This window comes from Microbacterium shimangi, from assembly GCF_043556445.1.
Classification (GTDB): domain Bacteria; phylum Actinomycetota; class Actinomycetes; order Actinomycetales; family Microbacteriaceae; genus Microbacterium.
On record NZ_JBIGII010000003.1, the window covers coordinates 330,943 to 343,859 of the forward strand.

The window sequence follows — 12,917 nt, forward strand, 5'->3', positions numbered from 1 at the left end:
CTGCGTGGCGGCGAATCACCCTGGTACCCGTAGTCCCCCCGTCGAGCGATGCCTGGGCGAACCCGCGACGCGCGCCCACCATGGAGGACATGACCCACACACTCATCACCGGAGCCAACAAGAGCCTCGGACTCGAAACCGCCCGCCGCCTGATCGAGGCCGGTCACACCGTTCACGCGGGAATGCGCGACCCCGACACCGGAGACGCCGCACGGGCGCTCGGAGCGCACGTCGTTCAACTCGACGTCACCGATCAAGCGAGCGTCGACGCGGCCATCGCTTCCCTCCCCGCGCTCGATGTGCTCGTCAACAACGCCGGCATCCTCGGCACGTCCTTCACCACCGATGATCTCGACGCGGACGCGATGCAGCACGTCCTCGACACGAACGTCGTCGGCATCGTACGCGTGACGCAGGCAGCCCTCCCGTTGCTGCGCGACTCGCAGCATCCGGTGATCGTCAACGTCTCTTCCGGCGTCGGCTGGCCGCGCTTCCTCTCCACCGAGGGGCGCGACGAGTTTCCGGTTCCGGCGATCCCGTACGCCGCGTCCAAGGCCGCCGTGATCGCCCTCACGGTGCAGTACGCCAAGAACCTGCCGTCGTTCCGCGTCAACGTGAGCGACCCCGGCTACACGGCGACCGACTTCAACGGCCACCACGGCCACCAGACCGTCACCGAGGGCACCGACGCGACGGTCGCCCTCGCCCTGGTCGCAGCCGACGGCCCCACCGGCGAGTTCCACGATCGCCACGGACGCATCGACTACTGACGCCGAACGCCCCGCCGCCGCACCGTCACGTGCGGCGGCGGGGCCGGATCAGGCCCGTTCGGGCGGATGCTGCAGCAGTTCGATGCGTTCGTCGAGGTAACGCTCGAGCGGCACGAGCCCGCCCGCCGGACTCCACCGCACCATCGCCCCCGCGGGGGTGAGAGCGACCGGCGAACCCGTCGCCCCGAGCTGGGCCGCGTCGATCAGACGCCAGTCGACGTGCACCGTCTGTCCCTCGGCGAAACCCCCGCGACGGGCAGCGGCGGCGAGCGCCGCGCGATCGCGTTGCGACTCGGCGGTGAACCCGCGCCGCACCTCTTCGCGCGCACGGACGATCTGACCCGTGGCCGCGAGTCGTTCGTCCGTGAGGAGCAGCACACCGAGGTGCCAGGCCTCGCCGACCGGCACGATCCGGGGTGCGCGGGTGATGCCGAAGGTGCGTCGGGCGGCGCGCAGCTCGCCGAGCGCCTCGCGCGGCGCTCCGCCCAGGCGTGCGCGCGCAGCCGCGAGGAGGGTATCGATGTCGGGCGTCATCGTCTCATTTCACACCAGGGTGCTGATCGTCCGGGTCGGTGGCTCGACGCGGCAGTGTCGCGGGTGGCACGTCGAGCACGACCGGGTCGAAGGCGGGGGTCGTGACCACCGATCGGTCACCCCGCAGCGCCATGCCGACGAACGGGAAGAGCAGAACCGACAGCATTCCCGCACCGACGAGCGCGGCGGCCGTTCCCGTGTCGAGCGACCCCTGGTCGATGCCGATGCTCGTGACCGCCACGATTATCGGCAGCCCGGTGGCACCCAGCAGCGCGAGCGCACCGCGGTCGCGCGGCGTCGCGCCATCGGGAGCCGCGAAGGCGGAGGGGATCCCGCGGACGACGAGCAACGCGATGACGAAGATCGGCACGAGGGCGATGGTGCGCCACGACGACAGCATCGCCGCGAGGTCGAACGAGATGCCCGTGTACAGGAAGAACAGGGGCACGAGAAAGCCGAAGGCGACCGCCTCGACCTTGCTCTCGACGGCCTCCTGCAGCGGTGCATCGGCGTTGCGCATCACGAGCTTCCACAGCACCCCCGCGACGAAGGCCCCGAGCAGCATGTCGAGGTCGAACCACAGGCTGAGGGCGACGAGTACGCCGACGATGAGGAAGACGATCCGCACCGCCATCTGCCCCGAGGTGTGCAGCGTCGCGGTGACGAGGCGATGGATGTGCCCGTGTTCGAAGCGGGCGGCGAAGATGATGGCGCCCGCGGCCACCAGGACGAACACCCCGAGCACGATCGACGCGATGCCGAAGCCGCGGGTTCCGAGGAAGAGCGAGATGGCGACGAGGGGTCCGAACTCGCCGACCGCGCCCACCGCGGTGACGGCCCGCCCCCACGGGGTGTCGAGCTCCCCCGCATCTCGGAGCATCGGCAGCAGCGCGCCGAGCGCGGTCGACGCCAGAGCGATGCCGATGAAGACGGCGGGATCGCCGGGGGCGATGAGCCAGCCGATCGCCAAACCCGCGACGAGGCTCACCACCCAGCCCACGCTCGCGCGCACCGCCGGGCGTCCGCGGACGCCCGCGAAGTCGATCTCGTTCCCGGCCATGAAGAAGAGCAGCGCCAGCCCGAACGACGACAGCAGATCGAGGATCTCGGAGGGAGCCACCCACCCGAGCACGCTCGGCCCGACCGCGATCCCGAGGGCGAGTTCGAAGACGATCACCGGCACCCGCACCCACCGGCCGAGCCCGCGCGCGGCGAGGGGCGCGAGAACGGCGAGGACCGGAAGAAGGAAGAACCCCGCATCGACGAGCGCCATGGCCACACCTTAGCGATTCGTACGCGCGGAGCCCCGGGTCGGGATCAGGCGATCAGTTCGCCTCCCGGCCGCCCGGTACGGCCGCCGCCGCGCGCTCGGCGTCTTTCGCCGCCGCCCGGGAGCGCTCGGCCAGTCGTTCGTGCTCGTCGTCGAGCCTCGCGACCTCGGCGTCCGCGGCGTCGGCGTCGGTCGTCATGCGCAGAAGCTCCGCGCGCAGGTCTTCGACCCGCTCCCGCAGCTGATCGGCACGCTCCCGCCGTTTCGCGCGTCGCTCGTCAAGGCGACCGAGTTCGCGCTCGGCGTCGGCCGCAGCGCGCTGCGCCTCGCGCGCGGCGGCCTCCGCGGCCTTGCGTCTGCGGCGTTCGGCGAGATCGTCTCGCGAGCGCGCCGGCGCCGCGGTCGACACCCCCGGCACCGACCCGCCCACGATGTCGTCGGGCGGGGCTCCGTCGAAGCCGTTCGCGTCGAGGGTCCGCACCAGGCGGCCCGTCAGCACGACCGCGCCGGCCGCAGCATCCACCACCGCCGCATTCACCGTCTTCTCGACGTCATCGCGCGCCGCCGAGCTGAGGGTCGTACCGGCGGCGTCGGCGAGTTCCGCGGCGCGGCGCGCGAGGCCGGCCACGAGCGCGCGCCGCTGGGTGCCCAACCGGGTGAGCTCGGCCGCGTCGAGGTCGTCCTGCGCCTCCTGCAGCGCCTGCGAGAGTTCGACGGCCTGCCCGAGTTGACCGTCGCGCACGAGCAGATTCACCGCCCAGGCAGCGACCGACGGTTTGCGGAGCGCCTTGATCTGCGTCGCGAGCGAACCGGATGCGGCGGACGCTCGGCTGTTGCGGGCCGCGGTGAACTCGCCGGGTGTCAGCGCGTAGAGGTCGTCGGCCACCGCGTCGACGTCGGCGGGCGGGCTGACCATGCCCCCATTGTGCCGCGCGACGGCTAGATCGAGACGACCCCCGGTACGCCGCCGCGGATCTCGCGGTGCAGCCTCTCCATGCGCTGGTCGAGCTCGGCGGCGGTGTCGGCGGCCTCTTTGAGCCCCGCCAGCAGCTCGTCGGGCACCATGCGGTCGTACTTGTAATAGATCTTGTGCTCGAGGCTCGCCCAAAAATCCATGGCGATCGTGCGGAACTGCACCTCGACCGGAACGTCGACGCGGCCGGTCGAGAGAAACACCGGCACCGCGAGGATCGCGTGCAGGCTCTTGTACCCGTTGGGCTTCGGCTCGGCGATGTAATCCTTCACGCTGAGCACGGTGATGTCGTCCTGCTGGGTGAGCAGGTCGAACAGGCGGTAGGCGTCGGTGGTGAAACTGCAGGTGATGCGCACCCCGGCGATGTCGGAGATCGACGCCCGGATCGAGGCGAAGTCGGCGTCGATGCCTTTGCGCCTGACCTTCTCGGCCAGGCTGTCGGGCGACTTCACGCGGCTCGAGACATGCTCGATCGGGTTGTAGTCGTGCACCTCTTCGAACTCGCCGCGGAGGATCGAGATCTTCGTCTCGATCTCTTGCAGTCCGAAGCGGTACTCCATGAGGAACCGCTGGAATTCGTCACGCATCGCACGAAGAGCTGTCGCCGACACGGTGATCTGCTGGTCATCGCGATCGGACATGTTCTCGACGCTATCGACGGCGGCTACGAGGGCGCTGTGAGATCGCCCCCGTAGCCCGCCCGTCAGCGGTGAACGGCGTGGCGGCGCTCCAGCGCTGATCCTTCGACGTCGACGTTCGGGGTGATCTTGTCGAGCCACCGGGGCAGCCACCACGCCGAGCGGCCGAGCAGGTGCATGATCGCCGGTACGAGCAGCATCCGCACGACGAACGCATCGAACAGCACACCGAGAGCGAGCCCGAAGCCGATCGATTTGATCATCACCGACTCGCTCGTGATGAAGCCGCCGAAGACCGCGATCATGATCAGGGCCGCGGCGATGACGACGGTTCGGCCGGCTCGGAAGCCCTGGGCGACCGCGAGCCGCGCCGGGGCTCCGTGCGCGTACGCCTCGCGCATGCCGGTGGCGAGGAACAGCTGGTAGTCCATCGCGAGGCCGAACAGGATGCCGACGAGGATCACGGGCAAGAAGCTCAGGATCGGCCCGGGGTTGTGCACCCCGAGCACGTCGGCGAACCAGCCCCACTGGAACACCGCGGTCACCGCGCCGTAGGTCGCGAAGAGCGAGAGCACGAAGCCGACGGTCGCGATCAGCGGCACGAGGATCGAGCGGAACACCATGACCATGATGAGGAACGACAACCCGACCACGACGACGAGGTAGATCGGGAGGACGCTCGCGAGGCCCTCCGAGATGTCGATGTTGATCGCTGCCTGACCTGCGACACCGAGTGTGATGTCCCCGTCGACGGGGGGCAGCTGGCGGAGGTCTCGCACGAGTGTCTCGGTCGAGGAGCTGTTCGGCCCCTCCGCCGGCACGACCTGGAAGGCCCCGACGCGGTTGTCGTCCGACACGGCCACCGGGGCGACGGCGACGACATCGGCCTGCGCCGCGAGTTCGCGACCGACGGCGAGCTGCGCGTCGAGCACCTGGTCGTCGTCGAGTCCTTCGGCGAACGTGGCGACCACGAGCAACGGGCCGTTGACCCCCTCGCCGAACGCGTCTTGCGTGAGGGTGTAGGCGCGGTAGGCGGTGGAGTCCTCGGCCTCCGACCCCCCGTCGGGCAGCCCGAGTCGCATCGACAGCGACGGGATCGCGACCACGAGCAGCACCACGACGGCGACGACCGCGGTGACGACGGCACGGAGCGTCGACATCGGACGGACGCGCGTGCGGGGCGTCTCGGCCTCCCCCGCCTCGGATGCTGTGGCCGCGGCCTCGGCGCGGGTGCGCGCGCGGCGGCCGAGCAGACGGGTGCCCGCCAGGCTGAGCAGGGCCGGGGTGAGCGAGACGGCGATGAGGACGGCGATCGCGACGCTCACCGCTCCCGCGGTGCCCATGAGGCCCAGGAACGGGATGCCGGTGATGTTGAGCGCCAGGAGCGCGACGATCACGGTCGTACCGGCGAAGACCACGGCGTTGCCGGCCGTGCCGTTGGCCAGGCCGATGGACTCCTCGACCCGCGCACCCTGGAGCAGCTGCTTGCGGTGGCGATAGAGGATGAACAGCGAGTAGTCGATGCCGACCGCGAGCCCGAGCATGACACCGAGGATCGGGGTGACCGAAGCCATCTGCACGACGCCCGAGAAGGCGAGGGTCGCCATCGCGCCGATCGCGACCCCCACGATCGCGGTGACGAGCGGGAAGGCCGCCGCGAGCAACGAGCCGAGCACCACGACGAGCACGATCGCCGCGATGGCGACACCGACCACCTCGCCCACCCCGAGGATCTCGGGCACGCCCTGAGAGATGTCGGTCGAGAACGCGACCTCGACCCCGTCGATCGGCGCCGATGCGAAGTGCTCGACGACGGCGTCTTTCGACGCCTGCGCCAGCTCGAGGCGAGGAACCGTGAACGAGACGTTCACGAGCGCCGTCGCTCCGTCGTCGGACACGACGCCGATGCCGTCGGCGAGCGAGAGCAGTTCGGCGCCCCGCTGCAACTCGGCCTCGTTCGCGTCGATCGTGGCGAGGCCGTCGGTCAGTTGCTGCTGTTGGGCGTCGAGCTGGGCGCGCTGAGCATCGAGCTGCGCCTGCTGCGCCTCGAGCTGCGCGGTCGGAAAGCCTGCGGCCTCGGCCTGTGCCGCTGCGGTGTCGAGCTGCGCCTGGCCGGCGTCGAGCTGCGCCCGCCCGGCGTCGAGCTGCGTCTGGCCGTTCTCGGCCTCGACGCGGGCCGAGTCGAGCTGCGCCTGGCCTTCGTCGACCTGCGCCGCCTGATCGGCGAGCTGCTGCGCCGCCGCGAAGGGGTCGATCACGTCGGCGACGTCGGGCAGGTCTCGGGCCGACTCGGCGAGCGCCGTGATCTCACCGCGCTGCGCGTCGGTGAAGGCAGACGCGTCGGTGGCGTGGAAGACGACCTGGCCGGACGCCCCACTGAAGTCGGGCAGATCTTCCTGCAGCTGGGCGATGACGTCGCCCGAAGCTGTGCCCGGCACGTCGAAGCTCGAACTCAGGCCCTTGAACCCGATGAGGAACCCGCCGACGGCGATGCCCAGGATCACCAGCCACGCGACGATCACGGTCCACGCGCGACGTGCGGCGAAGGTTCCCAGGCGGTGAAGCAGCTCGGCCATTGTCATCTCTCTGATCCGCGGGGCAGCCCCGCGGAGGAGGCGCCTCGACTCCGACAAGCGTCGCTAAGATAACACGGACCGTCTCGTCTTGAGTGAGAGGGGCCTGATGCCTCTACCCCGCAGTGGACCCGTCCGCAGCGAAGCCGCGCGCCAGTCGATCCTGCAGGCGACCGCCGCCCTCGTCGCCGAGCGCGGCTACGACCACCTCACGATGGAGGGCATCGCCGCGCGCGCGGGCGTCGGCAAGCAGACGATCTACCGGTGGTGGCCGTCGAAGGGCTCGGTCGTCGCCGAGTGCCTGCTCGAGGGGATGCTGGTGCCCGGGCGCCTGCAACTGCCCAATACGGCGGATGTACGGCGGGATCTGGCCGCGTGGCTGGGGGCGATCTTCGAGTTTCTCGACACGGAGCAGGGCGAGAGCATCCTCCGCTCCCTCATCGGAGCCGCGGCCGAGAACGCCGAGGTAGGCCGACGTCTGCGCGACGCGCTGTTCCGCGCCGATTCTCTTTCGGAGCGCCTCACGGCCGCGATCGGTACGACGCCGAACCTGCAGCCCGGTGCCCCCGTCGAAGAACTCGCCGAGGCGCTGATCGGCGCTGTCCTCCTGCGCGCGCTGAGCCGCGAACCCGTCGCCGCGGGCGACGCCGAGCGCCTGCTCGACGCGGTGCTCGGGCGCTGATCCGGCCTTCCGGCGCAGGCGTCCCGCGCGTCGTCAGCGCGATTCGGTGGCGCGGAGGGCGGCGACCTCGTCGTAGCGGGTGCGGATGCTGCGGCGCGTGTCATGCGGAGGCTCGCGGTCGATGGCCACGGGCCAGCCGGGACGGGCACCGGTGAGCGCCCATGCCGCCTGGCGCGCGGCACCCAGAGCGACGTACTCGCCGGGGGCCGGGATCGCGACCGGTGCATCGAAGATCTGACCCGCGATGACGGCGACGGCCTCGTTTCGCGCCGCGCCGCCCACGAGCAGGATGCGTCGGGCCTCGACCCCGAGCGAGCGGATCGCGTCGAGCCCCGTCGCGAGCCCCGCCAGCATGCCCTCGATCGCCGCGCGGGCGAGATCGGGCCGGGTGGTGTTCGCGAGCGAGAGGCCCGAAATCGACGCACGGGCCGCGGGAAGGTTCGGCGTCCGCTCCCCCTCGAACCAGGGCACGAGAACGATGCCGGCGGCGCCGGGCTCGGCCTTGAGCGCGAGGGCCCCCAACCCTTCGTGCGAGACATCGAGCAGGCGTGCCGTGGCGTCGAGCACTCGCGCCGCATTCAGCGTCGCGACGAGCGGCAGGTATCCGCCGGCCGCGTCGGCGAAACCGGCGACCGTTCCCGAAGCATCCGTCACCGGGTCTTCGGTCACGGCGAAAACCGTGCCGGAGGTGCCGAGCGAGACGACCACGTCGCCGGGGGTGGCATCGAGCCCGAGGGCTGCGCCCGCGTTGTCGCCGGCGCCGGCCGCGACGACGGCACCGTCCGGTGTCGTGCCCGCGCTCTGCTGCGGGTCGAGGACCCGAGGGAGCACGGCGTCGTGGCCGAGCGCACGGACGAGCAGGTCACGGTCGTAGCCCGAAGGCCCCCAGTAGGCCGTGCCCGAAGCATCCGATCGATCGGTGGTGAGCGCATCGAGATCGGGGCGCTCAGGGCCGTATCCCCGCAGGCGCCAGGTCAACCAGTCGTGCGGCAGTGCGACCGCGGCCACTCGCGCCGCGGCCTCGGGCTCGGCATCGCGCAGCCACCGCAGCTTCGTCGCGGTGAACGAGGCCACGGGCACGACACCGGTGCGTCGCGCATACTCGTCGGCACCGACTTCAGCGGCGAGGTCGACCGCGGCTTGCGCCGAGCGCGTGTCGTTCCAGAGCAGAGCGGGGCGGATGACCCGGCCGACGTCGTCGAGCACCACCATGCCGTGCTGCTGACCGGCGATCGACACCGCCGCGACATCGGAGAACCCGCCCGCGGCGGCGATCGCCGACTGCAGCGCGATCCACCACGCTTCGGGGTCCACCTCGGTGCCGTCGGGGTGCGGCGCGCGTCCCTCGCGGACGATGAGCCCGGTGCCCGCGTCGACGATCACGACCTTGCACGACTGCGTCGACGAATCGACTCCTGCCACGAGCGTCATTGCGCTCTCCTTCGATTCACGTCAGGCATGTCCAACTTTCCGCAAGAAAGCGAGGCGATCGTTGCGGAAATCGGGACACGCGTGCGACCCGTGTCCCACTTTCCGCAAGAAAGCGAGGCAATCGTTGCGGAAAGTGGGACATGGGTGAGCGGATGCTGCGTCAGCGGGCGCCCAGCAGGTGCTCGGTCGCGAGCTGCTGCAGACGCACGAAGCCGAAGCCGTGTCCGCCGAGGTACGAGGCTGCGTCGAAGTCCTCGTAGGCCGAACGGTCGGCGAGGAAGTCGTCGTACGTCTCGCCCTCGTTGAGCGTGGGCTGCGAGAGCTCGGCGACCTTGGCCGTGGCGAGTGCCTCCTGCACCTCGGGGTCGGCGCGGAACGCGGCCGCCCGCTCCTTGAGGAGGAGGTAGGTGTGCATGTTGGCCTTCGCCGAGTCCCACACACCGGTCTCGTCTTCGGTGCGGCTCGGCTTGTAGTCGAAGTGGCGCGGGCCGTCGTAGGCCGGCACCCCGCCGGGTCCGCCGTTCTCGAGGAGGTCGACCAGGGCGAACGCGTTGTGAAGGTCACCGTGACCGAACACGAGGTCCTGGTCGTACTTGATGCCGCGCTGACCGTTGAGGTCGATGTGGAAGAGCTTGCCGTGATAGAGCGCCTGTGCGATACCGGCGGCGAAATTCAGACCCGCCATCTGCTCGTGACCGACCTCGGGGTTGACTCCCACGAGCTCGGGGCGCTCGAGCGAGTCGATGAACGCGATCGCGTGGCCGAGCGTCGGGAGCAGGATGTCGCCGCGGGGCTCGTTCGGCTTGGGCTCGATGGCGAAGCGGATGTCGTAGCCCTTGTCGGTGACGTAGTCGCCGAGCAGGTTGACGGCCTCGCGGTAGCGCTCGAGCGCCTGACGGATGTCTTTGGCCGAGTCGTACTCGGCGCCCTCGCGGCCGCCCCACATGACGAACGTCTTCGCACCGAGCTCGGCACCGAGGTCGAGCTGGCGGAAGACCTTGCGCAGCGCGAAGCGACGCACGTCGCGGTCGTTCGAGGTGAAGCCGCCGTCTTTGAACACCGGGGCGCTGAAGAGGTTCGTCGTCACCATGGGAACGATCAGGCCGGTCGCGTCGAGCGCGCCCTTGAGGCGGTCGATCTGCGCCTGGCGCTGGGCGTCGGTCGAGCCGAAGGCGAAGAGGTCGTCGTCGTGGAAGGTGAGACCGTAGGCGCCGAGTTCTGCGAGCTTCTCTACGGCGTGGACCACGTCGAGCTCGGGGCGGGTGGGCCCACCGAACGGGTCGGTGCCGTTGTAGCCGACGGTCCACAGACCGAAGGAGAACTTGTCAGCGCGGGTGGGGGTGGTCATGAAGGCTCCTGCTCGACTTCGAACGGCTCCGTGTGGCACGGATATGTTGGCGTTAACAACCTAAGCGATTCGACGGGCCGCGTCCAGTACCGGCGCGGCGCGTGCTCTCTGGCACAGTAGAGAGGTGAGCGAAGCGGCGGCGAGAAGTGACGGCGTACGCCGCGCGAATCTCTCGCGAGTCCTGCGCCTCGTGCACATCGACGGGCCGCAATCGCGAGCCGCGCTCACCGAGGCGACCGGCCTGAACCGCTCGACGGTCGCCGCCCTCGTCGGCGAGCTCGTCGAGGAGGGGCTCGTCGAAGAACGTGCGCCCGATTCGCTGGGTCGCGTCGGGCGCCCCTCCCCGGTCGTCGCCCCGGATGGCCGGGTCGTCGCGATCGCGGTGAACCCGGAGGTCGATGCGACGACGATCGCGGCGGTCGGGCTCGATCGACGCGTCATCGCCCGTGACCGCATCGAGACCGATGGCCCCCCGAGTCCTGAAGAGACGGCCCAGCTCGTCTCGGCGCAGATCGCCGCGTGGCGGGAGGGACCCCTCCGGACCGCCCGCATCGAAGGCATCGGGCTCGCCGTTCCGGGCCTCGTCCGCACCGCCGACGGGCTCGTTCGGCTCGCACCCCACCTCGGCTGGGTCGACGCACCGCTCCGCGATCTCGTCGCCGCCGCCACCGGTCTCCGCACCGTCGTCGGCAACGACGCGAGCCTCGGCGCCCTCGCGGAGCACCTCTTCGGGGCCGCACGCGGCGTCGACGACGTGATCTACCTCAACGGCGGTGCGAGCGGGATCGGTGGGGGGTTGATCGTGCACGGCACCCCGGTGGGCGGCGCCGGCGGGTACGCCGGAGAATTCGGTCACAACCGCCCCGGAATCGCCACCGGCACCGATCGCCGCGCCAGCGACGGGGTGCTCGAAGACGAAGTCAGCCGCTCTCGGCTGCTCGCCGCGGTGGGTCTCGACAGCGCCGACGAGCCGACGCTGGCCGCCGCGCTGACGGCGGCGGCGTCACCGCCGGTCATCGATGAAGTCGCCCGGCAGCGCCGCATCCTGGTCACCGCCCTCGCCAACGCCGTCAACGTGTTGAACCCGTCTGTCGTCGTTCTCGGCGGGTTCCTCGCCACCATCGCCGCCGATGCGATCCCGGCGCTCCTCGACGACGTGCGGGCGCAGACGATGCCGAGCGTGGCCGACGCGCTGGAACTGCGCCTCGCCGTGCTCGCCGAAGACCGCCTCCTGATCGGCGCCGCCGAACTCGCCTTCGCCGACCTGCTGCGGGCACCCTCTCTCACCTGAAAGCCCCCCGGGGCTCCGAAGAGCATCCCGAGGGGCTGGCGCGTCACCGCGATTCAGCGAGGGGTACGGCGGCGACGGGGGACGAGTTCTCCGTCGATGACATCGATCGCGGTGAGTCCCGCGAAGATGTCGGCGAAGTCGGTGTCGTCGTGGTGCCCGCTGCCGTCGGACGCCATAGGGCCCGGGTGTGTAGTCACAGCCACGTTCTCCCTTCCGGTCGTGCTCTCAGATTGCCAGGCGGGCTCGGCGCGGCGGGTCCCCTTGACAAGCTCCGACGCCGGAGCGTACCTCGAGCGGGGCGACCGTTAGGGTGAGGCGTATGGGCACCATCTACTACGGCGGGTCGGCGACGTCGATCCAGATCGAAGACCGTGCCCTCGCGCACCTGAAGGTCGTCATCGCGACCAAGCTCCGCCGCGGCGAGAGCTTCACGGTGTCGTGGCGTCACCCCGACGATCAGCCGCGCGGCCGGAGCACGATCTGGATTCATCCGTCGATCCCGCTGCGGTTCGTCTTCGATGACCCGGAGCCCGCCCTTCTGAGCCGGGAGTGGATCGAAGAGCTCGCGAACTCGGCCAGCTCGTCGGGCGGCATCCTGCTCGTCGCCGAGCACTTCTCCGTCACGTCGTCGGAGTCGTCCACCGCCTGAGCGGGTCAGCCTTCTTCGACGAAGCCGTCCTCCGACGGTTCAGCGACGATGGCGAGGCCGTTGGGGCCACTCGCGACGAGCATCAGCTCTTCCACCCATGCGCGGTTGATGCGGGGATTACGGCTGCCGAAGAAGTGGAACTGGATCGGTACCGAAGGGTGCATCCAGAAGCTGCGCCGGCCGCTGCCGTCGCCGACCTCGATGTCGAACATGAACGACTCCGAGCGACGCAGCTTGTTCATCACGACGATGCGGAGGTGCGCCAGCGTGCGGTCATCGATGTCGACCGAGTTGGCCATCGTGTCATAGATGAATCTGCCCATGAGCCGAGCCTACCGGCCCACTCCGATCACCCTGAGCCCTGGCATCTCCTCGCGGGTGAACGCAAGCCCCCCGTGCTGCGGAACCGGCGGGGTACCGTAACCGGGTGGGAACGATTTATTACGGGGACTCGTCGGCGCCGATCGAGATCGAGGATCGCGCCCTCGCGCACCTCAAAGTGGTGATCGCGACGAAACTCCGGCGCGGCGAGAGCTTCACCCTCTCGTGGACCCACACCGATGACCTCGAGCCGGGGCGTAGCACCGTATGGCTGCACCCGTCCATTCCTCTGCGGTTCGTCTTCGACGATCCCGAGCCCACCCTCCTGAGCCGCGCGTGGATCGAAGCGCTGGCAGCGTCGGCGAACTCCTCCGGGGGGCTCATGCTCGTGGCCGAACCATCCGGCGACGCGCCCCGCCCGACAGACGCCGCGTAGA

At 70.2% G+C, this 12,917-nt stretch carries 14 protein-coding genes; 5 read left to right on the top strand and 9 right to left on the bottom strand.

From position 1 onward, the window contains the following. Window positions 1-89 precede the first annotated feature (89 nt). Complete coding sequence (locus tag ACFXQA_RS03250; protein WP_394518355.1) at window positions 90-770, top strand: SDR family NAD(P)-dependent oxidoreductase; 681 nt, start codon at window positions 90-92, stop codon at window positions 768-770. A gap of 48 nt (window positions 771-818) precedes the next feature. Here ACFXQA_RS03250 and ACFXQA_RS03255 read toward each other — a convergent pair whose 3' ends face one another. The 5 genes from ACFXQA_RS03255 to ACFXQA_RS03275 form a co-directional block, all read right to left on the bottom strand. Further along, a complete protein-coding gene (locus ACFXQA_RS03255) occupies window positions 819-1,304 on the bottom strand; it encodes a glutaminase (protein ID WP_394518356.1) in 486 nt (161 codons plus the stop codon). Between the two features lie 4 nt (window positions 1,305-1,308). Next, a complete protein-coding gene (locus tag ACFXQA_RS03260; RefSeq protein ID WP_394518357.1) occupies window positions 1,309-2,577 on the bottom strand; it encodes a cation:proton antiporter in 1,269 nt (422 codons plus the stop codon). A 52-nt stretch (window positions 2,578-2,629) separates the two neighbouring features. Further along, entirely contained in the window at window positions 2,630-3,490 is an 861-nt protein-coding gene (locus tag ACFXQA_RS03265; protein WP_394518358.1) for a transposase, read from the bottom strand. 23 nt (window positions 3,491-3,513) lie between these two features. Beyond that, window positions 3,514-4,188, bottom strand: a complete 675-nt coding sequence (locus ACFXQA_RS03270; RefSeq protein WP_394518359.1) for a GTP pyrophosphokinase — start codon at window positions 4,186-4,188, stop codon at window positions 3,514-3,516. A gap of 62 nt (window positions 4,189-4,250) precedes the next feature. Further along, complete coding sequence (locus ACFXQA_RS03275) at window positions 4,251-6,761, bottom strand: MMPL family transporter (protein ID WP_394518360.1); 2,511 nt, start codon at window positions 6,759-6,761, stop codon at window positions 4,251-4,253. Window positions 6,762-6,867: 106 nt separating this feature from the next. On the opposite strand from ACFXQA_RS03275, the gene ACFXQA_RS03280 reads away from it, so the two are divergent. Beyond that, a complete protein-coding gene (locus ACFXQA_RS03280; RefSeq protein WP_394518362.1) occupies window positions 6,868-7,440 on the top strand; it encodes a TetR/AcrR family transcriptional regulator in 573 nt (190 codons plus the stop codon). A gap of 33 nt (window positions 7,441-7,473) precedes the next feature. Here the strand turns inward: ACFXQA_RS03280 and xylB are convergent, their stop codons facing one another. Together xylB and xylA are read right to left on the bottom strand one after the other, a co-directional pair. After that, on the bottom strand, window positions 7,474-8,871 hold the full coding sequence (xylB, locus tag ACFXQA_RS03285; RefSeq protein ID WP_394518363.1) for a xylulokinase: 1,398 nt from the start codon (window positions 8,869-8,871) through the stop codon (window positions 7,474-7,476). A gap of 160 nt (window positions 8,872-9,031) precedes the next feature. Continuing rightward, complete coding sequence (gene xylA, locus ACFXQA_RS03290) at window positions 9,032-10,219, bottom strand: xylose isomerase (protein ID WP_394518364.1); 1,188 nt, start codon at window positions 10,217-10,219, stop codon at window positions 9,032-9,034. Between the two features lie 124 nt (window positions 10,220-10,343). Between xylA and ACFXQA_RS03295 the strand changes: the two genes are divergently transcribed. Continuing rightward, window positions 10,344-11,510: an ROK family protein gene (locus ACFXQA_RS03295; protein WP_394518365.1), complete on the top strand. Its 1,167-nt coding sequence runs from the start codon at window positions 10,344-10,346 to the stop codon at window positions 11,508-11,510. 53 nt (window positions 11,511-11,563) lie between these two features. Here the strand turns inward: ACFXQA_RS03295 and ACFXQA_RS03300 are convergent, their stop codons facing one another. Next, window positions 11,564-11,707: a hypothetical protein gene (locus ACFXQA_RS03300; RefSeq protein ID WP_394518366.1), complete on the bottom strand. Its 144-nt coding sequence runs from the start codon at window positions 11,705-11,707 to the stop codon at window positions 11,564-11,566. Window positions 11,708-11,829: 122 nt separating this feature from the next. On the opposite strand from ACFXQA_RS03300, the gene ACFXQA_RS03305 reads away from it, so the two are divergent. Then, window positions 11,830-12,159: a DUF7882 family protein gene (locus tag ACFXQA_RS03305; RefSeq protein ID WP_394518367.1), complete on the top strand. Its 330-nt coding sequence runs from the start codon at window positions 11,830-11,832 to the stop codon at window positions 12,157-12,159. 5 nt (window positions 12,160-12,164) lie between these two features. Here the strand turns inward: ACFXQA_RS03305 and ACFXQA_RS03310 are convergent, their stop codons facing one another. Beyond that, entirely contained in the window at window positions 12,165-12,482 is a 318-nt protein-coding gene (locus ACFXQA_RS03310; RefSeq protein WP_394518368.1) for a DUF7882 family protein, read from the bottom strand. 104 nt (window positions 12,483-12,586) lie between these two features. On the opposite strand from ACFXQA_RS03310, the gene ACFXQA_RS03315 reads away from it, so the two are divergent. Then, window positions 12,587-12,916 carry a DUF7882 family protein gene (locus tag ACFXQA_RS03315; RefSeq protein ID WP_394518369.1) on the top strand — a complete coding sequence of 110 codons (330 nt, stop codon included), beginning with the start codon at window positions 12,587-12,589 and terminating at the stop codon, window positions 12,914-12,916. The last annotated feature ends 1 nt before the right edge of the window (window position 12,917 follow it).